This window comes from Rothia sp. HMSC065D02 (assembly GCF_001815285.1).
In the GTDB taxonomy this organism is placed as follows: Bacteria; Actinomycetota; Actinomycetes; order Actinomycetales; family Micrococcaceae; genus Rothia; species Rothia dentocariosa.
In genome coordinates this window covers 95386-119552 of record NZ_KV820082.1, presented here as the reverse complement: position 1 = coordinate 119552, position 24167 = coordinate 95386, and the positions used below count along the sequence as shown (strand labels likewise).

21 protein-coding genes are annotated in these 24167 nt (G+C 51.1%); 1 reads left to right on the top strand and 20 read right to left on the bottom strand.

Annotation, left to right across the window (positions count from 1 at the left end):
• Window positions 1-802 precede the first annotated feature (802 nt).
• The 4 genes from tyrS to HMPREF3016_RS04010 form a co-directional block, all read right to left on the bottom strand.
• Window positions 803-2107 (bottom strand): tyrosine--tRNA ligase, encoded by a 1305-nt coding sequence (tyrS, locus tag HMPREF3016_RS04025; RefSeq protein ID WP_070740389.1) that lies wholly within the window; start codon window positions 2105-2107, stop codon window positions 803-805.
• A gap of 155 nt (window positions 2108-2262) precedes the next feature.
• Window positions 2263-4581 carry a HelD family protein gene (locus HMPREF3016_RS04020; RefSeq protein WP_070740386.1) on the bottom strand — a complete coding sequence of 773 codons (2319 nt, stop codon included), beginning with the start codon at window positions 4579-4581 and terminating at the stop codon, window positions 2263-2265.
• Window positions 4582-4707: 126 nt separating this feature from the next.
• Window positions 4708-5253, bottom strand: coding sequence for an adenine phosphoribosyltransferase (locus HMPREF3016_RS04015; protein WP_004006302.1), 546 nt, complete (start codon window positions 5251-5253; stop codon window positions 4708-4710).
• A 97-nt stretch (window positions 5254-5350) separates the two neighbouring features.
• Window positions 5351-6955 carry an AMP-binding protein gene (locus tag HMPREF3016_RS04010; RefSeq protein WP_070740383.1) on the bottom strand — a complete coding sequence of 535 codons (1605 nt, stop codon included), beginning with the start codon at window positions 6953-6955 and terminating at the stop codon, window positions 5351-5353.
• Between the two features lie 256 nt (window positions 6956-7211).
• Here HMPREF3016_RS04010 and HMPREF3016_RS04005 point away from each other — a divergent pair, with 256 nt between their 5' ends.
• On the top strand, window positions 7212-7649 hold the full coding sequence (locus HMPREF3016_RS04005; protein WP_048751576.1) for an ankyrin repeat domain-containing protein: 438 nt from the start codon (window positions 7212-7214) through the stop codon (window positions 7647-7649).
• Between the two features lie 112 nt (window positions 7650-7761).
• Here the strand turns inward: HMPREF3016_RS04005 and HMPREF3016_RS04000 are convergent, their stop codons facing one another.
• The 16 genes from HMPREF3016_RS04000 to HMPREF3016_RS03925 form a co-directional block, all read right to left on the bottom strand.
• Window positions 7762-8244: an arginine repressor gene (locus tag HMPREF3016_RS04000; protein WP_048751575.1), complete on the bottom strand. Its 483-nt coding sequence runs from the start codon at window positions 8242-8244 to the stop codon at window positions 7762-7764.
• Window positions 8245-8502: 258 nt separating this feature from the next.
• Entirely contained in the window at window positions 8503-9264 is a 762-nt protein-coding gene (locus HMPREF3016_RS03995; RefSeq protein WP_004006298.1) for a hypothetical protein, read from the bottom strand.
• A 211-nt stretch (window positions 9265-9475) separates the two neighbouring features.
• Window positions 9476-12028, bottom strand: a complete 2553-nt coding sequence (gene pheT / locus HMPREF3016_RS03990; RefSeq protein ID WP_070740381.1) for a phenylalanine--tRNA ligase subunit beta — start codon at window positions 12026-12028, stop codon at window positions 9476-9478.
• 5 nt (window positions 12029-12033) lie between these two features.
• Window positions 12034-13161 carry a phenylalanine--tRNA ligase subunit alpha gene (pheS, locus tag HMPREF3016_RS03985; protein WP_004006296.1) on the bottom strand — a complete coding sequence of 376 codons (1128 nt, stop codon included), beginning with the start codon at window positions 13159-13161 and terminating at the stop codon, window positions 12034-12036.
• Between the two features lie 278 nt (window positions 13162-13439).
• Window positions 13440-13961, bottom strand: a complete 522-nt coding sequence (locus HMPREF3016_RS03980) for an ABC transporter ATPase (protein WP_239664773.1) — start codon at window positions 13959-13961, stop codon at window positions 13440-13442.
• A gap of 151 nt (window positions 13962-14112) precedes the next feature.
• Window positions 14113-15447: an iron uptake transporter deferrochelatase/peroxidase subunit gene (gene efeB, locus HMPREF3016_RS03975; RefSeq protein ID WP_048753121.1), complete on the bottom strand. Its 1335-nt coding sequence runs from the start codon at window positions 15445-15447 to the stop codon at window positions 14113-14115.
• A gap of 207 nt (window positions 15448-15654) precedes the next feature.
• Window positions 15655-16995, bottom strand: a complete 1341-nt coding sequence (gene efeO, locus HMPREF3016_RS03970) for an iron uptake system protein EfeO (RefSeq protein ID WP_048755064.1) — start codon at window positions 16993-16995, stop codon at window positions 15655-15657.
• A gap of 43 nt (window positions 16996-17038) precedes the next feature.
• Window positions 17039-18025 (bottom strand): iron uptake transporter permease EfeU, encoded by a 987-nt coding sequence (efeU, locus tag HMPREF3016_RS03965; protein WP_004006292.1) that lies wholly within the window; start codon window positions 18023-18025, stop codon window positions 17039-17041.
• 277 nt (window positions 18026-18302) lie between these two features.
• Window positions 18303-18743, bottom strand: coding sequence for a (deoxy)nucleoside triphosphate pyrophosphohydrolase (locus HMPREF3016_RS03960; RefSeq protein ID WP_048753118.1), 441 nt, complete (start codon window positions 18741-18743; stop codon window positions 18303-18305).
• A gap of 66 nt (window positions 18744-18809) precedes the next feature.
• Entirely contained in the window at window positions 18810-19760 is a 951-nt protein-coding gene (locus HMPREF3016_RS03955; RefSeq protein ID WP_048753117.1) for a cation diffusion facilitator family transporter, read from the bottom strand.
• 64 nt (window positions 19761-19824) lie between these two features.
• Complete coding sequence (locus HMPREF3016_RS03950) at window positions 19825-20769, bottom strand: TrmH family RNA methyltransferase (RefSeq protein ID WP_246828452.1); 945 nt, start codon at window positions 20767-20769, stop codon at window positions 19825-19827.
• A 170-nt stretch (window positions 20770-20939) separates the two neighbouring features.
• The gene (rplT, locus tag HMPREF3016_RS03945) at window positions 20940-21320 is read right to left on the bottom strand and encodes a 50S ribosomal protein L20 (protein WP_004006288.1); all 381 of its coding nucleotides are present in this window, start codon (window positions 21318-21320) and stop codon (window positions 20940-20942) included.
• Between the two features lie 113 nt (window positions 21321-21433).
• Window positions 21434-21628, bottom strand: a complete 195-nt coding sequence (rpmI, locus tag HMPREF3016_RS03940; protein ID WP_004006287.1) for a 50S ribosomal protein L35 — start codon at window positions 21626-21628, stop codon at window positions 21434-21436.
• A gap of 168 nt (window positions 21629-21796) precedes the next feature.
• A complete protein-coding gene (gene infC / locus HMPREF3016_RS03935) occupies window positions 21797-22498 on the bottom strand; it encodes a translation initiation factor IF-3 (RefSeq protein ID WP_013398777.1) in 702 nt (233 codons plus the stop codon).
• 368 nt (window positions 22499-22866) lie between these two features.
• The gene (locus HMPREF3016_RS03930; RefSeq protein ID WP_013398776.1) at window positions 22867-23286 is read right to left on the bottom strand and encodes a DUF1844 domain-containing protein; all 420 of its coding nucleotides are present in this window, start codon (window positions 23284-23286) and stop codon (window positions 22867-22869) included.
• Window positions 23287-23357: 71 nt separating this feature from the next.
• The gene (locus HMPREF3016_RS03925; RefSeq protein WP_239664774.1) at window positions 23358-24068 is read right to left on the bottom strand and encodes an SseB family protein; all 711 of its coding nucleotides are present in this window, start codon (window positions 24066-24068) and stop codon (window positions 23358-23360) included.
• Window positions 24069-24167 lie beyond the last annotated feature (99 nt).

Below are 24167 nucleotides of genomic sequence, written 5' to 3'. Positions count from 1 at the left end.
AAAGCAAACGCATGATCCCATAACTCTCAAAAAAAACAATGAACTACTGACAAAACAAAAAACAATCAGGACACAAAGACACCAGGCACACCAACGCACCCCATGACTCTGCACCCCACACGAATGTCCCAACCAGCAGACACCACAACAAATTTTTCAAAAACTACAAGACCACACCAAAAAACATGACCTCAATAAGATCAAAAAACATATACGGTATCAACCCCGCACACCAACACCCCCCACTACGAGGACACCAGCGCACTGTCACAACATCCCGTTTCACCAATACACATCATCACAACACAACACACAAACATGCTGTGCCTAAAACGTATTGAACAAAGCACACTCTTGAGTTCTCAAACAACACACCACACCAACAACAACACACAATCAGAGTCATCATCAGCCGGTCATCACATGATAAATCACCGCAACCAACCCCACCCGGATCACAACCAGAAATGAAGTCCTCGCCGCGGCGACTCATACAACTATACACACCCACACCCACCACCGCAACCCAACAGGTGATGAGATAAAACACTCACAAAAACACTAGTCAGATATCTATAAATTCTAAAGCACTGGTTGGGGGTGCAAAAGACCCCGAAACTACGTAGCTCTTCACTGTTCTTAAAAAGCGCGTATTCCCGTCATGCCACCTCAAAAAACTCGAATCGCTAAAATATTCTTTTCTCTTTAGGCCGCCGCACTGAAGATATAAATGAAGGGTTTCCATACATCGAACCGCATAGAAACCCTTCAAGATCCTGTGGTAAATCAGGAATAGTAAACCCTATACTACGGTAATCGCACCCTGGTTTTTCTTGCCTCGACGCACGATTGCATACTTACCGTGCAAAAGCTGCTCAGATGAGATCAGGGCATCTTCACCTTGAACCTTCACACCATTGACAGATGCGCCGCCTTCTTTCAAGATACGTCGCGCCTCAGACTTGGAAGAGGCAAAACCAAGCTCCGTAAGCGCAGTAATCAGATCCAGCCGATCCGAAGAGAGCTCAACCGAAGGCAGCTCATCCATTACAGCCTGAAGAGTGCTCTCGTCCAAGGCCGCAAAGTCTCCCTTGCCAAAAAGAGCTTCCGAAGCCGCTATAGCCTGTTCCGTAGGCTCAACACCGTGAACAAGGGCCGTAACCTCATAAGCAAGCCGTTTCTGCGCTTTACGCTTGTACGCTTCGGTTTCGACCTTATGCTCGTATTCGCCAATCTCCGCACGAGTCAAGAAAGTAAAGACCTTCAAACGATCTATTACATCCGCATCAGCGGTATTAAGCCAGAACTGGTAAAAGGCATATGGAGAACACATCTCGGGGTTCAGCCAAATTGCGTTGCCTTCGCTCTTACCAAACTTCGTGCCATCAGAGTTTGTAATCAGAGGGGTTCCAATAGCATGAACGGTTTTTCCCTCGACCTTGCGAATCAGCTCGGTGCCGCTGGTGAGATTACCCCACTGGTCAGAACCACCGGTTTGCAAAGTGCATCCGTACTGACGGTTAAGCTCAAGATAATCCAAGCCCTGCAAGATTTGGTACGAGAACTCAGTGTAAGAAATTCCTTCTTCAGAGTTTAGGCGTTTAGCAACAATTTCCTTCTTGACCATCGTGCCCACACGAAAATGCTTACCAATATCGCGCAAGAAATCGATAGCCGAAAGCTGCCCGCCCCAATCCAAATTATTCACCATACGAGCCGCATTCTCGCCCTCAAACGAAAGAAAACGCTCAATCTGAGACCGTAGAGATTGAACCCAATCAGCAACGACTTCTCGGGAGTTAAGTACGCGCTCCGATGTCTGCCGGGGGTCTCCGATCAGACCAGTAAAACCGCCCACCAGACCTAGGGGGTAGTGCCCGGCAAGTTGCAGACGACGCATTACCAAAAGCTGCACAAGGTGCCCCAAATGTAAGGATGCGGCGGTAGGGTCGTACCCGGTATAGAATGTAAGCTTTTCATCGCTCAATGCTTTTTCGAGTGCCTCTTCGTCAGTACTCACATGCACGAGTCCGCGCCATTTGAGCTCCTGCCAGATGTTCTCGAACGTGTCGTCATTGTGCTGCGCATTAAGGATGTCGGCAGACATGGTTCTCAATGTTCTCCGTTCCATGACATACGGTGTAGAAATATTTGATGCACAGAATACAGCCTGCACATAGTAAGTACACCCAAGATTGATAGTTATAGCCTAGCACTACGTCGCTACCTGCGATACATGCCAACACTACTTACAGGTCCACTTTACGACTGGGCAGATCCGGCTGCTTCAGCACCTAGACCTGCGGGCATTGAGGTTCCTACCAGATGAAGCCGCTGTGTGGGGCGAGTCATTGATACATATAGATCACCTACAGCACCTTGTGCATCATCAAGAAGCTGCTGCGGTTCCACGATGATGACAACATCAAACTCAAGCCCTTTAGCTTCCCAAGGAGTCAAAACAAGAACCTGATTTTCGACGGCGTCCTCAGCGGTTCCTGTACGATCCGCATGTGTTTCCATAACTGCACGCGCCACCTGTGTGTACTGGGCGGGGGAACAGACTACTCCGATAAGAGCCCCATCTCCTAGGGCAACCTCATCACTCACGCGCTGGACAGTCTCAGCAACCACGTGTTCCTGGGGCACCCGATGGATAAAAGGTGCCCATTGTCCTTCACGCACAGCACGAGGCGCTGACACTTCATACCCGGCTTCGCGTGCAACGGCGACCGCGGCATCCGCAATTTGCGCCGGGGTACGGTAGTTAATCGTCAATTCTTCAAGGGTAAACCGCTCCCCCACAAAAGGTTCAAGAGCCTGAGACCACGATGAAGCGGCAGAGGCTGAAGATGCCTGCGCAATATCTCCCACTACCGTAAACGATTTCATGGGGCATCGTCGCATCAGCAAACGCCATTGCATAGGCGAAAGCTCTTGCGCTTCATCCACAACAATATGCCCATAGGCCCAGGTGCGATCCGCCTGTGCCGCAGCTGCAGCAGTCATACGATTGATACCTACCTCGTTGAGAGCGGCGATCTGCTCGGCCGTAACAACGCCGTCTGCACCAATATCGGCGAGTGTCTGATGCACATTCTCAAGTGCTTTTGACGCATTCTCAAGGTTAGCTCGATGCTCAGCCTCTGCGCGCGCTGCTGCTGCCGCACCCGTGACCCGGGAGAAATCACCGAGAAGCTCCGCAGCTTCATCCAGTAAAGGAACATCAGCCTCAGTCAAAGGAGCATCGGCAGGGCGTTTGAGAAGTTCCCTTTCTGCCTCAGTAAAATTCTGAGTTGCGGACTCTAGATATTGCTGTTTCGAGAACAGAGAACGCACCAGCGTTTCAGGTGAAAGCGGCATCCAGGCAAGGTTAAGAGCACGTCGTACATCCAAAGAAGCACGCACATCATCTTGTAAATAAGGGCGCTCCACAATGCGACCAGCGGCTTTATTAAGCTGATCGTCCAGCACGCTCGTCAGTTCCTTAAGCAAAATTTTGACGAACGTCTCGCGAGCTTCATTATGTGGTTTTCCAGTAGCACGAGCTCGAGAACGTGCTGAACGTACCATCTGTGGAGTAAGAACAACATCAGTGCCCTCAACGTTGAGGCGCTGTTCCCGCTCAGGAACTTTTTGGCGATCTTCAACTGCTTTCTTGATTACCTCTACCATGCGCAAATCACCCTTAAGCCCAGCGATACGACGATCGTGCTCTGGTACAGCGCGAAGCCCAGGGTACAGTGTTGCCAAGGAAGCCATGACCACTCCGGTTTCCCCCAGAGAAGGCAGAACACGCTCAATGTACCACATGAATGAATGCGACGGTCCTACCACTAATACACCCGCTTTAGCGAGGCGTTCTCGATTTGTATACAGCAAATATGCCGCACGATGCAGAGCAACTGCAGTTTTACCGGTACCTGGCCCGCCCTGAACAACCCGAACGCCGGGCAGCTCGGAACGAATAATCGCATCCTGCTCGGCTTGTATGGTTGCGACGATATCATTCATCCGCCCGGTGCGTTTCTTATTTAAAGCCGCGAGAAGCGCACCTTCACCATGCAAAGTGTCGCTATCCTGAAGTAATTCGGAGTCGAACACCTCATCTTCGATGTTGGTGACGGTACGTCCCTCCAGCATCAGATGCCGCCGACGCCGAACCCCTAACGGATTAAACGCCGTAGCCTGATAGAACGTGCCGGCCTCGGGGGCACGCCAATCCATCAAAAGCCGCTTCTGGTCGCTATCCATAATTCCTAAACGGCCGATATACCGAACCTCATCGGCTCCGTCTTTTGTAAGGTCAAGACGGCCAAAAACAAGCCGCGCATCCACTGCGTTAAGCTGGGCCAGGCGATCTTCGTAATGGGTGGCAAAAGAGTCCCGTTCGGAACGGTTTTGATGCCCACCAACTGCCTGATTCTTGCGAACATCCGCGAGTTTTTGTGAGGTTTCTTCCCGTAAATCATCTAGTCGTGCATAGATTTTTGCAACATGTTCGCGTTCTTGGGCAAGCTGCTGCGCAAAGACACGTGTAGCAACATTCTCGGAAACATTCTTAGATGTTTCTGCGGGCATAAAAACTCCTTTAACGGCATGACGCCGATTAACTCACGATTTACGGCGATGCCGAAAACAGAGTATCTATTTTACAGGGTTATATGCACGCTCAAAAGCTATGTCTATGTGCTTTGAGGCAGGACGTTACTCAGAAACTACACTTAAAGTTTCTACTCGGTATTGCGCCAGAGCTTCACGCCCGCCCAAGCCTTTGAGTTCCAAGAGAGTGCCAATTCCTGCTACTTTCAGCTCCGCACGTTCAATAAGCTTCGCGGCAGCCACCAGCGTGCCACCGGTTGCCAAGATATCGTCGAGTAGAAGTACGCGGGTTCCCGGTGCGAAATCATGACTGTGAATCTCGATAGCTGCAGTACCATACTCAAGCTCATATTCTTCGCGGTATGTTTCACGGGGCAGCTTACCGGCCTTACGTACCGTCATAATGCCTTTGCCGGAGGCATAAGCAAGCGCTGAAGCCATAAGAAAACCACGGGCTTCTACACCAGCGACAACGTCATAAGTACCTTCAAAAAGCCGTGCTATCTCGTCAATAGATGCTTTAAAAACCTCAGCGTTTGCAAAGAGAGTGGTGACGTCGTAGAACAGGATTCCCTGATGTGGGTAATCCTGAATGGTTGCGCATGCCGCCGGAATAAGCTCTTGCATGGATGCGAGCGCAGAAACGTTCATTACTCTCTCTTTCGGAGGTCAGCGGGTTTTGGGATCAGTCGATGTATGTTCGCCGCAGAATTAATGCGGCACGGTGGCTTTGACAGCCTCAAGAATTCTACCTTTTTTCGATAAACATGGCACGTAGTTCATGTTTAAGGATTTTTCCAGTGGGCCCCAACGGCATGGAATCTACAATTCGATAATGGCGCGGATACTTATAGGCAGCGAGTTTCTCACGCGCGAGAGTATCTAATTCTTGAATCAGCGATTCATCATCCTTCTGCCCGCGAGAGACGACAACAGCTGTAATCTCCTCGCCAACAAGCGCATCATCAAGACCAATAACGGCAACGGCTCGAACCTGCGGATGTGTCTGAAGAACATCCTCTATTTCACGAGGATAAACGGAATACCCATTACGCAGCACCATGTCTTTAATGCGGTCCACAATATAAATATTGCCGTTGTTATCCAGACGAGCTATATCTCCGGTGGCAAACCATGTACCGTCGAAAACCTCGTCCGTAGCCTGAGGGTTATTCCAGTATCCCGCCATGATATTTTCGCCCGAAACCCAAAGCTGCCCATGAGTTCCTGCAGGTAAAGACCGACCTTCATCGTCACGTATCTGCACCTGTATTCCCGGAAGCACGCGTCCGACGGAGCCAGTTACGTGCCCAAACTGGGCCTGATTAAAACTGACAACTGGTGAGGTTTCGCTCAGCCCATACCCTTCATATATAGGACAGGAGATTAACGCATCAAATGCACTGTGTGCAGATGCGGACAGGGGTGAGCCGCCAGAAATACCAAATCGGATGCGTCCTTTCAGCTGGCGAGCGTTAGACGGGTTTTCTTCGAGTTCGGCTATAAGCGCAGCATACATGCTGGGTACTGCTGCAAGAACCGTCACATCGGCTTGGTCGATGAGTTTGATTGCCTCTTCGGGGGTGAACCTTGGCAAAAGAGCGATGGATGAGCCAGCAGCGCATGCCGCGTTGAGGGTGACTGTTTGCCCAAATGCATGAAAAAGAGGTAAGCCACCAAAAATAATATCTTCAGCGGTAAATCCGAACACTTGAGCACAGCTTTGGGCATTACTCAGAATATTAGCGTGCGTTAGGGTCGCGCCCTTGGGCTTTCCTGTGGTTCCCGAGGTATAGAGAATAAGCGCCGGGTCCGCCGGGCTTACGGGGCATAATTTGAGTTCTGGTTCAGACGTATGGTCTGTTCCAAAGGGAGCTAATGAAGATTGAGGGTCTGCACTCGTGCCGCCTAATATCTCAAGATGCACGGTTCCGTCACACACGAGGGGCACTTGGTGTGCTTCAGCTGCTAGGCGGGTTCCTTCCCAGGCAAAGAGCATGGTAGCGCCGCTATCCTGCAGATGATGTTCAAGCTCGGCACCACTCAGCAGAGGGTTTAACGGAACACAGAGAGCACCGCTTGCCAGAATGCCATAGTATAGAGCGGGCATCAGGGGAACATTAGGCAAAGAGAGCGCTACTCGATCGCCTTCCTTCACACCACATTTTCGCAGATGTGCCTGTACCCGAGCCGCCGCCTGCCCCAGTTTGCGATATGTCACCGTAGCGATATTCGAGGAGGCTGAAAATACTAGCGCTGGAGTGTTCTCGTGTATGCGGCTTGCGAGCAGACGTGCAATATTGTGCGATGTTGCCGGTTCAGGGGCGGAGGCATTCTCAACAGTAACGGGCATCGTTTCTTTATTCCTATTGCATGTTCTTGCGTAGCATGAAAAAGCTCTAACTCGGGGTAGCGCTAACAGCACAATATGGCGCTTGTTTAGCCTTCTCCATTCTAAACCCGTCAATCTCAGGCAAAGTTTACAGCATACCTATAAACCGAGCTTTTTACCTGTCACATTTATTCAACAAATTTGTATTCTGATGAATTCATAATAGTATTTACGAATAAATCAAAATAAACGATAATCTCTCATGCAGGAAGCCTCCATGACCGATAACTTTTCACCATCATCTCAGGTCTCCCCCGAGCTAAAAGACCAAGAGCTCGAATTCCTCAATTCGATCTTTGACCTTGCCCGCAATAATAAGCCTATTGCGCTCCAGTCGCTCCTCGATCAAGGCATACCGGTAAATCTCACAAACTCCCACGGAGACACTCTCCTCATCCTTGCCGCTTACCATGAGCATGAAGAAATCGTGCGCGTTCTTCTCAAAGCGGGTGCAGACCCAGATCGTCTCAATGACCGTGGGCAAACGGCGTTAGTCTGCGCGGTATTCCGCGATAACCTCACGATCTCTCAGTTGCTTCTTGATGCTGGCGCCAATGCGTCTTTAGGTACACAAACCCCTGCGGATGTTGCTCGGTTCTTCGACCTACCGCGTATGCAAGAACTTCTCGCTGCGGCAACATCAACCGCTGAATAGCACAGAGGCAGTGGGAACAAACCATCACGTCTCAATTTTGCGCCCACCGCCTCATGCAAACCATAGCTTTACACGGCATTCACCGTATCTGAATATTCAATAAAGTCTTTTATTAGTTTGTAGACCATGCCAAGAAACTAGCTGCAAGTTCCTGTCCACCAGCAGGATCGCGGGATATTACCATTACGGTATCGTCTCCAGCTATTGTGCCAAGAATTGCCTCTAAGCCGCTCTGATCGATAGAGGACGCTAGGAATTGCGCGGCACCGGGTGGGGTACGCAAAACCGTAATATTGCCCGAGCCTTCCGCCGTGATAAGCAGCTCTTTAAAGAGCGAAATCATGCGTGCATCGGGAGCTGCCCCTCCCCCACGACGCGCAGGATAGTTTGGAACAGCATATATGAGACCAGCACCCTCATCACGAATACGTTCAGCACCAATTTCTACAAGATCACGTGAGAGCGTAGCCTGAGTAACTTTCATACCGTCATCGGTAAGATATTGCGCCAGCTCAGCCTGAGAACGTACACGGCGGGTCTGCAACAATTCCACGATACGTGCCTGACGCGCGATTTTTGTCGAGGGGAAAGGCATTTTGTCTTCTACTTCCTTCGGTTCCAACCACAGGTTGAGTCTAGTCACGGACCCCACGAGGTACCGCACCGCTCTCAATACTCAAAGATAATACATATACACATAATTATGCGACCTAAATATCGATTATGCGCAACTTTATTTGAAAACTTTTACGTTCCTAGCATACTTTGTGGACTTTATATCCTCTATTCCCGCATACAAAAGCGGAACCTGACCTCGCATATTCTACAAGGTCAGGTTCAGCCTACTACTGTGCTACTTTTGCCGCGACTCTACATCGTCCTGTGAAGATTCTTCCTCAACGATGTAGCCCTCATCGTCCTCTTCATAGTCGTCAGATTCCTCGAATCCGTCGACATCTACATAATCAACACGAGAGCGGCGATTAGACCATATACCGAAGGCGCATCCACCGATCAACACAACAAGAGCTAGCGCAAAACTACCCCAGCCAACGAGATACTGCTGACCTACACTGCCCTGCTCAATCGCTTTAACGCTTCCTTTTTCACCGGTACGCACAACCTCAATCTGGTGGTCAGAGGTCTCTGCGACTAAAGCACTTACCTCACGGGGGAAATCCTGCGCATAGGTTCCAGTCTGCGTACCACGGAAATCGATATTTTCACCCGCATGGACCTCATAGGTGTCCTTCAGGTTTGAGCGATATTTCATGCCGTCGATGCGGTTATCCTTCGGCAGATTACCCTTATATTGCGCTACATTCGAGTCTGTTTCTAAATCGGGGGTCAAATCAACATAACTGCCTTCAATAACCCAGCTTTTGCCCTCGTATTCCGCGTCCTGATTCGCGGAGAAAAGCGCACGAACACCCACAACGCACAGAACGATTGCAACCACGATAGCCAGAAGTACGCTAAATACCGATACCCAGTTGATGTGGGGTCGTTCTTCGTAGTATTCATCGTCGGCATCGCTCATGCCGAAAAAATCATCCCTGGATTCTTCAGTACCCTCGTAATCGACGTCTTCGTATTCGTCATCACGCTGTGTCATGCGCTCTCCTTATCGTGTTTCCTGTACTAGGGTACCGGTGCCTTAGCCTTACGGAAAGTTAAGACGTGATAGAACCTTCACAGAGTGACGATTTTCTAACGCTCACCTACAACTTGGCAAGTACATGATTCGTATGAACACATAGCTAACGCCCCTTCTGATCCACGTAACGGGCGAAGGGGCGCTAGTGATGAACTATACCATAGTGTGTCTACACACGCGCCACAGCCCCAAAGCGTTCCACGGCAACAGCAACCGCTGCCTCACGCGAAGCGCTTGCTTCTTCAGCAGTGAGCGTGCGATCAGGTGCCCGGAAGCGCATAGCAAACGCCAATGATTTTTTACCACTCTCGACACCCTGACCACGATAATCATCGAAGACTCGCAAATCTTCGAGCAATTCCCCAGCGCCATCACGAAGAGCCTGAGCTACCTCAGAAGCAGGAATATTCTCATCGACCACAAGAGCAACATCCTGAGTAGCTGCCGGATAACCGTAAATAGGCGATGCCTGAGGCACACCCGAGCGGGAAGCAAACAGTGCAGTAAAGTTCACCTCAAAAGCACAGGTACGTTCAGGGAGATTCTCAGTCTGCAGGAGCTTCGGATGCAGCTCGCCAGCATAACCGATAGTTTGTCCGTCCTGTGTGCGGAGCTGCGCGGTTCGTCCAGGATGGAATGCCTGATGGGTTCCTTGGGCAATCACAATCTCAACACCTAAAACATCCGCTATGAGGCGCGCCGCATCCAGCGCATCGCGCCAGTCATAGGCACGAGCCTGAGTGCCAGGCATTGGCTCGTGCTCAGCACCAGCAAACAGTCCACTAAAATACACAGGCTGCTCGGGGATACCCGCATTCAAATCCGCAAGAACCTCATCACTGGGCCGTTCACCCAAAGGAGGGATACTAGCGGAGCCCTGTCGTTCACCAGGAATAAAAATGCGGCCAGCTTCAAAAATCTTCAAGTTTTTGAAACCGCGCGAGAGATTCCGCTGCAAAACCTCTGTTAAACCGGGCAGGAGCGAGCGACGCAGCCATCCCTCAGCAGAAGAAATTGGGTTCGCTAACCGTACCGAGTTCACTTTTTCGCCGGCGGTTGGCGAAGACCAAAGATTATTCGCTTCCTCCGAGACGAAGGGATAAGCGAAAACCTCGGTCAACCCAGCTGCCGCGAGCGCATTAGCAGCTCGCCGACGGGCGGCTTGTTCTGGGGTATATCCGTGACCTGCGGGAGCGACAGGTAGAGTGTATGGAATATTCTCGTATCCATCCAAACGAGCAATTTCTTCCGCTAGATCTTCCGGAGCCAGCAAATCATTACGCCACGAAGGAGCTTTTACGGTGTATCCCGTCGCGGTCGCCTCAACCTCACATCCTATTTCTGTGAGAGTATTGACGATCTGTTCGGGTGAGTACTCCACCCCGATACGGTTCGCCACGTAATCCCGGGGAAGGTCGATGACCACCGGCTCGCGAGAAATCACGACATCGGTCACCCCCGCATCTGCAACTCCTGCTGCGAGCTCGACAAGCAGCTCAACTGCACGCTGGGCAGCCGCTGGCTGAAGTTTCGTATCTACCCCGCGTTCAAAACGCTTAGACGCTTCAGAGATAAGCTTATGACGGCGCGCGGTACGCGCAATGGAAACTTCATCAAAGCGTGCCGCCTCAATCAGAATATTCTTTGTCTCGGTCGTGACCTCGGTAGAAGCACCACCCATGACACCAGCAAGGCCGATAACGCCAGAATCATCGGTAATCACAATGTCCTCTGGATGCAAGTCGCGTTCAACGCCGTCCAAAGTCGTCAGCTTCTCCCCTGCGACTGCTCGGCGCACCACGATTTCTCCCTGTACCTTATCGGCATCATAGAAGTGCAGCGGCTGACCAGTCTCAAGCATCACGTAATTGGAAATATCAACCGGCAGCGAGATAGAACGCACACCCGCTAAGCGCAAGCGTGAAGCCATCCACGTGGGTACTGGCGCGGTTGCATCCACACCATTAACCTGGCGCATGGTGAAGCGTACAGTTGCCGGGTTATCGTGAATTGGCGTGGAATCCTCTAGACGTACCGAGATGCCTTCAGAGTTAGCCTTGGGGGCGCGAGCGTCGTATTCCAGAACGAAGTCGTTAAAAGAGGTTCCGGTCGCATGCGCATATTCACGGGCAATACCGCGAATCGAAAACGCATATCCGCGATCGGGGGTCACATTAACCTCTGCTGCTTCGTCATGCAGACCCAAAAGTTCCAATGCATCGGAACCAAGTTCCGGGTCAAGACCCAGCGTAGAGAGCACCAAAATACCACCGTGATCTTCACCAATCCCCAGCTCTCGGGTAGAAGCAATCATACCGGCAGACTTATGTCCATAGGTTTTGCGGGCGGTAATGGCGAAGTTTCCGGGCAGTACGGCGCCGGGAAGAGTTACTACGACTTTGTCGCCGACCTTGAAGTTGTGGGCACCGCAGATAATACCCTGCACGCCGGATTCTTCAATGCCTTTGCCGGTGAGAGTCTGTGTTTGTCCTTCGGGAACTACGCGCACCTGGCACCAATTCACGGTCTTGCCGTTGGAGTGAGTTTCGGGCTCCAGTGAAAGCACCTGACCGACCACGATGGGACCGGAAATCTCATCGGTAGGACGATGCACATCCTCTTCCTCTAGACCTACCTTCACGAGAGTTGCAAGAACGTCCTCAGCCGAAGCATCCTCGGGGACAGGCGCAAATTCGCGCAGCCATGATAGGGGTATACGCATAGTGTCTAAATCTCCATCCCGAACTGTTCAGAGAAACGGATATCGCCCTCAATCATGTCGTGCATATCAAGGACATTATTACGGAACATGAGGGTACGCTCAATACCCATGCCGAACGCAAAACCCGAATATACATTGGGGTCAATGCCTGCGGCACGTAAAACATTGGGATGCACCATGCCGCAACCGCCCCACTCAATCCACTGGGGCCCGCCTTTCGCGTGGGGGTGCCATAGGTCGAGCTCTGCAGAAGGTTCCGTGAAGGGGAAGAAGTTCGGACGCAGACGAATCTTCGCTTCTTCACCGAACATTGCACGCGCCATATATTCGAGAGTTCCCTTCAGATCAGCCATGGTCAGTCCCTTATCGACTGCCAAGCCTTCAATCTGATGGAATACCGGGGTATGCGTAGCGTCAAGCTCATCTGTGCGATAAACCTGACCAGGGCACACAATGTACAGTGGCAGCTCACGGGTAAGCATGGAACGCATCTGTACCGGGGAGGTATGGGTACGTAAAAGAAGATGCGTTTCTTTAGGCTCTACATAGAAAGTATCCTGCATCTCGCGTGCCGGATGATCTGGCTTAATATTCAGGGCATCAAAGTTGTACCACTCGGACTCTAGTTCCGGTCCATCGGCAACTTCCCAGCCCATACCCACGAAAATATCGGTAAGTTTTTCCTGCATCAACGCAACAGGGTGACGCCCACCCAATGAATGGCGTGCTGTGGCAGCGGTTACATCTACCGCTTCTTCCGCAAGGATGCGCGCCTCGCGCTCTGCTTCAAGTTCTGCGGTACGGGCCTCAATAGCCTCGGTGAGTACCGCACGCGCCTGTCCTAAAAGTTTACCGACCGGCCCCTTATGCTGGTTTTCAAGGTCACGCATCTGCCGGTTGGCAAGGCTTAAGCTGCCTTTATCGCCAAAGAACCCAAGACGTACTTCCTTGAGCGAGTCAAAGTCTTGCGCGTGCTCACGCAGAGCTTTCTGCGCGCGTTCACGTTCTGCCTCGAAGGCTTCTCGAACGGTTTCTAAACCGTTCTCAGGGTTCTCTTTTAAAACCTGTGCAATACGGGCAAGAATGTGCGCTGATTCGGGCGCGTTCTCATGTTCCTGCACGGAATCGGTCATAACTACTCTTCTCTGCATTTGTGCATTGTTCTCACCAGGCGGGCGCGCCGCAGGGCACGCAGACACGCGCTATCTTTCTAGTTTAGTGCAGTTGGAGTCTTCTTTCACGATAGCTTGTGTCTATAGGCCCTAGGCATGAAAAACTACAGAACATTCTCCCGATCAGAGTAGCCGAAAGCCTTCCACAAAATCTCAGCGCAACCAGCGTTAAATTTAAATAGATCCTGGCCGCATCACCTCTGTGAATGCAGCCAGGAATTATGTCGTCATTTATGTATTTAGACGAGGAGCTCTTTAACAGCGGGGTCAAAAGCGGAACGAATCCATAGGACGTTCGTGATAAACCAGCCAGCATAGATGGGAACAAGACCGTAATGCTGGGAGTTAAGAATATTGCCGATCATCGACATAATAGCGATAAAAGCGCCCAAAATCGCAAATATCAGTCCAAAAGTAAGACCGATGCGTTTACCTTTCTGAATGGTGAAATAAACCCATAGATAAACGACCGCTGCCACGGCTAGAAGCACAAGACCGCCCCAAACCCCAAATTCCGGAAGGCCTTCAAGCGGTTTAAAGTTGTTTGGCGCAAAAGCTGAGATAACACCATGAAGAAAGCACAAAAGCGCCGATACAATCATAATTTCTTGAAGACGGAAAATTTTAGGGTGTTTCGATGGTAAATTAAATAGGCTGTCGTGCGATTCGCCGCCTTCTTGGATGTAAATCGCTTGAGTATCCGACGGGGCTGAATCACGTCTAAAAGTGTTCGGATCGTACTGAGGTGCTGGAGTAGTCATCATTGTCTCCCACGATGTATATGTGATTTCTAGCTCAATAGTACCCTGAGGGCTTACGGAAACAAATTAAATTTCCACAATATGACGCATAGCGGCTGGCCAACGTCCGCTATATGAACGTAGACCAGCCGCTAAAGGTTGAATACGGAGCTTAGTTAAAAAGTTTTGATGCTATAAAATCGTTCTCGTCTTTAACTCCTGCCGGAATAGCGAAGACCGCGCTCCCGGTATGCCGCAGATACTCACTCATAGCGTCCGATGCCGTCATGGTACTGAGCAAAGGAATAAAATGCGTGCGAGGGTCACAGATAAAAGCGATAAAGAAGAGACCGGCATCCAGGTGCCCCAGCCCGTCAGAACCATCCGTGTAGTTATACCCACGACGAAGCATCTGCACCCCGTTGTTTTGGTCTGGATGCATCAGGCGCATATGCGAATCATCGGGAATAATGGGACCGTATTTGCCCTTCATATTAAAATCCGGAGCGGTAAATTCTTCACCGCCTGACAGCGGCGCGCCTGTTACTTTGGTGCGCCCCACGATTTCTTCTTGTTCCCGTAGCCGGGAGCGGTCCCATGTCTCGATAATCATGCGGATGCGGCGTGCTGCAAGGTAGGTGCCGCCGTCCATCCAATCGGGGTGCCCCTCCGAATTAGATTTTGAAGCCCAGACATGCTTTTCCAACAACTCTGGATTCTGAACCTTAATATTGTTGGTACCGTCTTTGAACCCGAAGAGGTTGCGCGGGGTATCCTGCGTACTTGACGTGGATGCGGTACGCCCAAATCCGAGCTGGCTCCACGCTACAACGGCACGACCCGCCGCAATACGCACTAGGTTTCGGATAGCGTGAAAAGCCACCTGGGGATCATCAGCACAGGCTTGAATACACAGATCGCCGCCGCTTCGCTCGGGTTCTATGACATCCCCCGCCATCTTGGGAATGTCTACCAAGGCGGGCGGAAGTTTATCTTTAAACCCGTACGTATCTTTGCCTTCTGAATCCACGAAAAACGATCGCCCCAAGCCAAAGGTGATAGTTAGATGCCCAGCAGAAAGGTCCATAGCTTCGCCGGTATCTTTTGGAGGTGCTTCATAGGAGGAGTCCTCCCCCACGATTTCTCCCGCCATGAGCTTACGCGATGCTTCTGACCATTCTTTAAAAAGCTTCTTGATCTCATCCTTCGATGTGGTTTTAAGAGTGAGAGCCGCGAAATACATGCGGTCTTGGGCATCTGTCGAGATACCACTCTGATGCTCACCAAAGAAAGAATATGAGTCTTTAACAGCAGACTTACCCGAGGCCTCAGTATTTTTTTGGTCTTCTGCGGAACATCCGGCAAGAGCGCCTACAGTTGCCACAGAGGCAGCCGCTATACCTGCGCCCGTCATCAGAGTCCGTCGACTGGTACCACGAGATATGTCTGACTGGTCAGCAGTGTGGGGTTGCTGAATCTGTGTCGTGGGTGTCTTTTCTTCACGCATGAGATATTCTCCCTAAATATTTTGGAGATTATATGACAACTGTGTATCAGTTGAGTATTTGAGAACCGACCGCCCGCAAGCGTCTCTGTATCCGCAGTTATCTCGCGAATGTAGAAACGCTCACGGACGGCTCAGCGTCTAGGCAGCATCTCTCAACGCCATCAATCCCCTGTGTGATCAGGATCTGTACGTTGAAATGCTGATACGTTACTTAGCTGTTGCCGATGAGGTACCTGCCGCTGGCTCGGAAGCATCCTGCGAAGCTCCAGCGGAGGACTCAGATGACGCAGCTGGCTTCGACGAAGAAGTATCACCGCTCTTGCCCTCTGCGGACTCACCGCCTGCCACGGTCTCAGTCATCTGTGAGACAGGCTCTGCGAGCGCAGTCACGGCATCGGAGAGCTCACGGACTTCTTCTTTGCTCAGCTCGTTATAGGGCTTGAAACCGTCGCCCTGCTTGTACTTATCCAGGATCTTCTGCACGGCGTCGAATTTCTCTTGCAGAGTCTTGGCAAGTTCAGGGTTCTTCTTCTGCAGAATCGGCAGAAGGTTTTCGTAGTCCACCTTCGCACCGTCTACGTTACCCTGGAAATCGGAGAGGTCAGTGTGTGACCAGTTCTCTTCCTCACCGGTCAGTTTGGTGTTGACAACCTCGTCCAAGAGCTCTTTCGCACCATTAGAGATCTGGAATGCATCAAGCTTAAACTTATCCGAATGCACGTAATCGTACAGCTCTTGGGTGTCCTTCACGAGCGTTTCGCTGACTTGTTTACGTTCTTCAGTGGTGAGCGGCTTGTATTCTTTTCCGTCGTTGGCATCTGCCTTAGGCTGCCACAGGTCTTTCTCGATCTTGTGCCAACCGGTCCACTCCTGAATCTTACCTTCTTCGAGATCGGTTTCACGCGCATCCAGCTTGAGGTCTAGGGTCTCACCGTAGCTTTCCGCAATGGGCTCGATGCGCTCGTAATGTATACGGGCCGCCGCGTACTTAGCTTTTGCCTCGTCGTTCTTGCCTTCTTGGTAGAGCTTGGCGAACTCGTCAGTATCGGTTTTAAGCGCCTCGACCTGGTCTTTCACGTATGAAGAGTATTGCGTAACTGCGGTATCGCGCATAGCCTGCTCATCAGCAGAGATGGGCTGAGCGCTCTCGTTCTTGACAACTTTAAGATCACCCTTGATGCCGTCGCCAACCATACCGGGCTTGCAGGCTGTCTTATACGAGCCTTCAGGAAGTTCAACAGTGAGATCACGAGAAAGGTTGGGACCAATGTTTTCGACCTCAGAAATAATGCGCAGTCCGTCGGAGCCTAGGACGTAGAACTCGGTCACTTTCGAGCCTTCGTTCTTTACCTTGAAGGTGACTTTACCAGCTTTAACTTCAGTGGCAGAAAGCTTGCACTCGGTATCGGTTGAAGTAACCGAGATGGAACCGTCAGCGGTTCCGCCAGAACCACCTGAGGCGTTATTCGCGCTATTGGGCGTGCACCCGGTCAGCGCAATAGCGCCGACTGACAGCAGGGCACCTGCGGAGTATAGGGACTTTCGCATTGTGTTTTCCTTTGTTCGGGGACAGAGAAATATGAAAAATCAGTTATCCGGCATCGGAAGTAGGGGTCTTAATACCTGCAGAGTTGGAGGAAGAAGCAGTTTCACCAGTGATTTTATTAGCCACCTTCGATACGTGCACCATGCCAGATGCTTGAGACGCATCAGCAGCTTTACGCGAAGGGGTATGACCTCGCTTTTGTTTCCAGAAGAAGAGGGGCATAACGATACCCACGTACAGCACCCACGCTATAGCTTCGACCCACGTGGTAGTGGTTGAAAGGTTAAAGACTGCTTTCAGGATCGTGGCAAGGAAACCGCCCGGTTCGATAAAGTCTTGAGAAGCGAATGCTATATTGTTCAGTCCCGGCAGTATTCGTGCTTCCTGTAGATCGTGAATACCATAGGAGAGCACACCAGCAGCAATAATAATAAGGAAAGCACCGGTCCAGGTGAAGAACTTCGCAAGGTTGATCTTCATAACGCCGCGCATCATAGCCCACGCAATGAGTACTGCCGTCAAAATACCGACAATGGCACCAATGACAGGAAGCACCGTGCCTATCTCAGTGCCTTGAGTAGCGGCGCGAGTGGCAGACCAGATAAAGAGCGTGGTTTCAAGACCTTCACGCCCTACTGAGAGAGTCGCGAGAACTATCACGGCCCATGAGCTAGTTTGAACCGCATCAAGTTTTCCGTGAAGTTCCGCAGAGAGGGCGCGAGCGTTTTCCGCCATCCAGAACACCATCCAGGTGACAAATCCAACCGCAATAATCGAGAGGGAACCGCCGATGGCTTCTTGGGCTTCAAAGGTCAGCGTTTCAGGCCCAAAAGTCAGAATTGCTCCGAAGATGAGCGAAACAGCGATGGCGGCTGCAACGCCAATCCAAATAGGTGGGAGAAGGTGATTACGCTTGGTCTTGTGCACATAGGCAATAAGGATACCCACGACAAGCGCGGCTTCTAGCCCTTCCCGTAAACCGATGAGGAAGTTACCAATGAATATTCCCCATGATTGTGCATCAAGACCCATAATTCGTCACCACGTTAGATTAGACAAAATTTCTTTTCTTTAATTTAACTCTAAAGGTTCCCCGGGTTACAGACCCCATCAGGATCGTGTGAGACTTAGCACACCATAAGTGTAGTGTTGGGATAGGCATAGTTTACCTACAGAATGTCTGCATAATAACAAGGGACCCAACGCTTGTTCAGAAAGAAATATCCGTTAACCTTTCATTTTTTCCAGAAATAACGGATACTTATGCCTTTACACTCTGGAAATGCCTCACAAGACGCACCGTTATATTTCAGCTCTGATGGAGTATGCTCAGCAGCTCCCGCACTATAGGCAAGTCGGCAGGAATCCAGGGTAAATCAAGAATATCTTGACCGCTCTGCTTCTTCACTGAAACCCATCGAAGTTCACGATGATCTTGGAGTGGTAAAGGCTCACCCATGCTAATCTCGGCAAGGAACACCCGCATAGCAGCCTTCTCGTTTAAGACCCAGCCTTGCGGATGATCTCCCTGTACCTCAGAACCAAGATGTACGCTCACACCAAGTTCTTCCATCAGTTCACGTTCCAGCGCCTGCTCGCAAGATTCCCCCGGCTCAACCTTGCCACCCGGAAACTCCCATAAACCCGCAAGGGATTCGGGTGCAGACCGCTGCGCAACAAGCATCCAAGAGGGTGATTCAAGGCTGTCTACAATAGCAGCACCCACCACTTGGACGGAATATTCCGACATCTGTTCCTTTCGAGAATAAGCATTCCAGCAGACCAAGAAGATCTATAAGTCCGGGCTTTCTACCGGCTAATGGGATACGCTCGTGGAGTCCTGCGCTTTGGGACGGTAAACATCCGGCTCCAGATATATAACGCGTGCCGCCGGTACCGCCTTACGAATACGTTCTTCAGTTTTGTCGATCTCATTCGCAACGGTAATTCCCGTATCAGCATCATGAATGCGGATCTTAGCCGCAACTAAAATCTCTTCAGGTCCCAGATGCACAGTCTTAATATGAATAACACGACCCTGATCCCCGTTTTCGATTGCAGCACGAATTTTCGCGAGATCCTCCGGGGAAGCAGCCTCCCCCAGAATCAAAGACTTCATCTCAGAAGCAAGGAATATAGCAATAAAAACCAGAAGTATACCGATAGCCAAAGTTCCGGCGGCATCCCACAGACCGTTGCCAGTCAGCAAAGTCATCGACACACCGAAAAGAGCCAAGACCAAGCCAAAAAGTGCGCCCGCATCCTCCAGCAGAAGTACCGGAAGCTCCGGATTCTTTGAGGTACGCAAGAAACGAAGCCAGCTCTGCTGTCCTTTCATCTCGCGTGATTCTTTAATAGCAACACGGAATGAGTTACCTTCCAGGAGAATAGAACCTACAAGCACCGCAACCGGTACCCACTGCCATTCCGTAATTCCGTGCGGGTCATGCCATTTCTCGTACCCCTCGTAGAGCGCGAAGAGTCCACCAAGCGCGAAGATAATAATAGATACGATGAAGGCATAGATATAGCGGTTACGCCCGTAACCAAAAGGGTGCTCTTCGTCTGCTTCTTTTTGCGCTACTTTGCCGCCTACCAGCAGAAGTAACTGGTTACCCGAGTCTGCCACCGAGTGAATAGCCTCGGCCAACATTGAAGATGAACGGGTCAGAAGGTAGGCAATAAACTTAAGAACCGCAATGCCTAGGTTTGCGCCTAAAGCCGCAAAAATTGCGCCTGATCCGGTGTGACCAGAATGAGCGGACATTCTTTCTCCAATACATGTCTGTGTTTCAAAAGTTCTTATTTTAGTGAGCCAATAGGTCTGGAAGCTATCGAGTCTGGTGTTGTGCCATTGCCGAAGCATAGAGGCATATCGCTGCAGCAGTACCCACATTCAGCGATTCAGCCGCGCCGTACACTGGAACTGCAATGCGCATCGTCGCCGCAGATTTCTCCTCAGCACTAAGCCCTTGAGCTTCATTTCCAAAAAGCCACATAGTAGGACGAGAAAGGTCAAAAGCACCTTTTACCCCCGCCGGGGTCTCATCGCTAAAACCTGCGCGAAGAACTGCCGCGTGGTCAATAAGATCTTGAAGATTTACAGTACCGTACCCATCGGCGGCAAGCACAACGGTTCCCTGAGATTTTACATTCTCGGCAAATTCTTCCAGCTCAACACCTTGAATAATGGGAACGTGAAAGAGAGAACCTGCCGTTGAACGTACTGTCTTGGGGTTATAAAGATCAACCGACCCCTTCGTGGTGATAACGAGATCGGCCCCTGCCGCATCCGCCACACGCAGAATAGTACCCGCATTCCCAGGGTCCTGAATCCTGGATAGTACAGCGATAAGTTTAGGGTTGAGAGCGTTTTTACCCCATAAGATAGAGAACGAAGTATCCACCATGAACGAAATGGCAATAATACCTTGCGGGGTTACGGAATCCGCCATAGCCGCCAAGACTTCATCGGTCACGACACGCATAAAGACACGGCGGCCTTCCTCAGGTGTAGGGGTACCGTGCGCTTGTTCCAGAAGTTCAGCAATATCGGGGTGACGCTCATAGGCGCTTTCCGTAACGTATACGGCGTCTAACACCGGTGATTGCAGATGCGCTTTCAGTGCCTCACGCACAGCTTGGGGTCCTTCGACCATGAACTGTTTTTTCTTGGTACGACCACGACGAGTGCTCAGTTTGGCGATGTCACGTACACGATCAGCATACGGATTCGACATCACGGTTGGGGAACTTATGCGTTCTAGAAAATTCACCCTTTAAGGGTACAGGCAAAAAGGTAACCGATGCGCTCCCCCGCACACGCTGAAGTGGGGCTGCATTTACGGGATTTTCTATATCAGTAAGAAAACGGTCGCCGTCATGAGACACGGCGACCGTTTACGCTTTGATACCCGCACTGCTGCAGGTACTACCTGGCTCTCAGTTATGCTTTAGGAGCCGAGGTATCCTCAGGTAGGTTTTTCTTAGCTATCTCAACCAGAGCGTTGAAAGCTGCTGGCTCGTTCACAGCGAGCTCAGCCAGCATACGGCGATCAACCTCAACACCGGCAGCCTTAAGGCCCTGAATGAAACGGTTGTAGGTCAATCCCTGCGCACGGGATGCAGCGTTAATACGCTGAATCCAGAGGCGACGGAAATCGCCCTTCTTCTTACGACGGTGATCGTAACTGTATACGAGCGAGTGGGTGACCTGTTCCTTAGCCTTACGGTACAGGCGCGAACGCTGACCGCGGTAACCGGATGCACGATCGAGAATAGTACGGCGCTTCTTGTGCGCGTTAACCGCGCGCTTCACACGTGCCACGTGTGTCTCCTTCGTCTTATGTCCTGAACGGCCATCATGTTATACCGTGCAGGAGCGAGTCTTGGTCTGTGATGCGGGTTTTCCCGCTTCTCTAGGCGAATTGTAAGCGTAGCTTACTTACCCAGCATCTTCTTAACAACCTTTGCCTGGCCACCGGTAACAATCTGGTCAGATGCCAGACGACGGGTCAGACGAGAGGACTTATGCTCCAGGTAGTGGCGGCGGTTCGCCTGCTGGCGCTTAACCTTGCCGCTACCGGTGAGCTTGAAGCGCTTCTTAGCACCAGAGTGGGTCTTCTGCTTCGGCATAGCTGCCGTTCTCCTTACATTCATCCCCGCGCGAGCGGAGTAGCTTGAGGGGGAAGAGTGCCCTCCCCCAAGGACGAATTACGATCGGGGATTAACCCGCCGCACCGAACCCAAAGTTCAAGGACGCCACCTCCACGAGGGGCGCCCCCAAGCTGTGTTTCGGCTCTATTACTCGGCTGAAGCCTGAGCTTTCAACTCGGCAGGCATAGCATCTGCCAATGAGTTACTAACGGGCTTCGCCGTAGTCGTGTCGAGACGCTCGCGACCCTTGCGGTTGCCTGAGTTTTGTCCACGGCGCACTTCTGCTTTACCGCGAAGCGGTGCCAGAACCATCACCATGTTGCGTCCATCCTGACGAGGACGAGACTCAATAGTGCTCACCTCAGCCAGTTCTTCTGCCAAACGCTCAAGCAGACGCACACCCATCTCGGGGCGCTGCTGTTCACGACCTCGGAACTGAATCATGGCCTTGACTTTATCTCCACCGGTCAAGAAACGACGAGCGTGCCCAACCTTGGTTTCATAGTCATGGGTATCAATCTTCAGACGGAAACGGATTTCCTTCAGAACGGCGTTAACCTGTTTCTTGCGGGATTCACGAGCCTTGACCGCAGCTTCGTACTTGTACTTACCGTAGTCCATGAGCTTACAAACGGGCGGTTTCGCGTTCGGGGCAACCTCGACAAGGTCGAGTTCGGCATCCTCAGCAAGACGCAAGGCATCTTTAAGAGGAACAACGCCTACCTGCTCGCCACCGGGACCAACAAGTCGGACCTCTGGAACGCGGATACGATCGTTTATGCGTGGTTCGCTAATGAGTAGCTCCTGTGCTCTGTGGGTTTCCCCGTGAATATTATCCGTAGCGAGCACTAAAAAGCCCTCGCCGTTTACAAGCGAAGGCACACATCGAATACCGAAAATTCGGTTATCTAACCCGTCTGCCTCACACCATATGCGGGCGGATGCGGGTGGGAGTAGACTCCACTTGCAAACAGTACATTAGTCTACCGGGTTTATAGCTAATTCACAAGAAAATGCCAAGAAGGATAACCTTCTTCGTCATATTCCCGTTTTATCCCTGTAAAGCCGGTCAGTCAGCCCAGTAAACCTGCCATGAAGGGTAGCTACGACTATGTGCATTACGCTACCCATACAGGGCAAAATCTTATCTGAAAACCTGCAGCGAACATCTGAAGATTTACATTCACGGATCGTTCAAGGTGCTTCAGCACGCAGAATTAGTACACAGGACCGGTAAATTTCTCGCCAGGTCCCTGCCCCGGCTCATCTGGGATTGACGATGCTTCCCGGAACGCCAGCTGTAACGTCCGCAGCCCATCACGCAGCGGAGCAGCATGCTGCGAACCAATTTCTGGAGCCGCCGCCGTCACAAACCCCGCCAATGCAGTAATAAGTTTGCGTGCCTCATCCAAGTCCTGTAACTCCGCAGCATTATCTTCGGCAGCCAGACCGCATTTGACAGCTGCAGCGCTCATGAGATGGACAGCCGCAGCACCGATAATCTCAACGGCTGGCACATCGGCAATATCCCGCATCTGTTCACTAACGGCATGCATTTGTTCATCAGTTAGCTCTGTACCGCCGTGTACAGGTACAGATTCGTTTGATGATGCGCCAAATTGAAAACTATTCGTCATATTACTCATGGTTCTAGAATCTCACACTCTCTAAAGTTCACCAAGACATCATCAACTGAGACTACATAAATCTATGAAGCAGAAAGAAGCTTAATTTGCACAGAATCAACCGCCTGTGACATAAGGTCGCTGCTCGCCAGACTCCGCTGAAAATCCTGAATTACCATATTGAGCTGTTCGCGGGTAAGTCCGGGAAGAACAGCAAGTTTAATCGCAAGTTCAGGACCGGCACCTCCGCCCCTTAGGATCTTCCCCGTGCCTGTGCGTGCCTGTACGCCGTCACCAACATCGCATTGAACATCCACCAAAGCGGGTTGTGTAGAGATAAGGCGCTTTAGTTCATTTAGTACCTCGTCGTTGAGATACGAAGGGATCCACGGTTTCCCCTGCGCCAAAGACCAAACAGCGGGGCGACGTACCACAAAGGTGAGGTTCTGACCAGGATTCACAACGATGAGTTGGTTATCATCTTCCACAGCACTCAATGCCGTTTTACGCATAGAGGCTGCAACCGGGCGAGCTTGCGGATGCCACTGCGTCAAAGCATCAACACTCGTAAAAACAGGAAGAGCTTTTCGACCATCTGGAGCCTGCAAGCTAACTAATGCCATATCAGCTTCTTTATCAGATACCAGACCATCATGGGTTATATGAGCTTGTGAAAGCTGAGCAACAATCGGAGCAAATATTCGCACTTCACTCAACGCTTCAACAACTGCTGCCTCATCAACTTCATCAGCTTCAAAAGAGGTCAGAACCCGGGCTAAATCTGGGTTCGTCAAGCCATCGTCTCCATAGTATTGATGGGTTTGTGACGTTCCCTCTCCTAGGTTCCTCCCTTTCCAGGGCTGTCCGCCAGTATCAGTTTGCCTCCCAGCGCT

Coding starts and splice junctions, on each gene's coding strand:
- HMPREF3016_RS04010 (WP_070740383.1), bottom strand. CDS start 6,955: ATGCCCGTTACTGTTGAGAATGCCTCCGCCCCTGAACCGGCAACATCG.
- HMPREF3016_RS04020 (WP_070740386.1), bottom strand. CDS start 4,581: ATGCCCGCAGAAACATCTAAGAATGTTTCCGAGAATGTTGCTACACGT.
- pheS (WP_004006296.1), bottom strand. CDS start 13,161: ATGACCGATTCCGTGCAGGAACATGAGAACGCGCCCGAATCAGCGCAC.
- pheT (WP_070740381.1), bottom strand. CDS start 12,028: ATGCGTATACCCCTATCATGGCTGCGCGAATTTGCGCCTGTCCCCGAG.
- efeO (WP_048755064.1), bottom strand. CDS start 16,995: ATGCGAAAGTCCCTATACTCCGCAGGTGCCCTGCTGTCAGTCGGCGCT.
- HMPREF3016_RS04005 (WP_048751576.1), top strand. CDS start 7,212: ATGACCGATAACTTTTCACCATCATCTCAGGTCTCCCCCGAGCTAAAA.
- efeB (WP_048753121.1), bottom strand. CDS start 15,447: ATGCGTGAAGAAAAGACACCCACGACACAGATTCAGCAACCCCACACT.
- rpmI (WP_004006287.1), bottom strand. CDS start 21,628: ATGCCGAAGCAGAAGACCCACTCTGGTGCTAAGAAGCGCTTCAAGCTC.
- HMPREF3016_RS04000 (WP_048751575.1), bottom strand. CDS start 8,244: ATGCCTTTCCCCTCGACAAAAATCGCGCGTCAGGCACGTATCGTGGAA.
- tyrS (WP_070740389.1), bottom strand. CDS start 2,107: ATGTCTGCCGACATCCTTAATGCGCAGCACAATGACGACACGTTCGAG.
- HMPREF3016_RS03980 (WP_239664773.1), bottom strand. CDS start 13,961: ATGACTACTCCAGCACCTCAGTACGATCCGAACACTTTTAGACGTGAT.
- efeU (WP_004006292.1), bottom strand. CDS start 18,025: ATGGGTCTTGATGCACAATCATGGGGAATATTCATTGGTAACTTCCTC.
- HMPREF3016_RS03930 (WP_013398776.1), bottom strand. CDS start 23,286: ATGACGAATAGTTTTCAATTTGGCGCATCATCAAACGAATCTGTACCT.
- HMPREF3016_RS04015 (WP_004006302.1), bottom strand. CDS start 5,253: ATGAACGTTTCTGCGCTCGCATCCATGCAAGAGCTTATTCCGGCGGCA.
- HMPREF3016_RS03995 (WP_004006298.1), bottom strand. CDS start 9,264: ATGACACAGCGTGATGACGAATACGAAGACGTCGATTACGAGGGTACT.
- HMPREF3016_RS03960 (WP_048753118.1), bottom strand. CDS start 18,743: ATGTCGGAATATTCCGTCCAAGTGGTGGGTGCTGCTATTGTAGACAGC.
- HMPREF3016_RS03955 (WP_048753117.1), bottom strand. CDS start 19,760: ATGTCCGCTCATTCTGGTCACACCGGATCAGGCGCAATTTTTGCGGCT.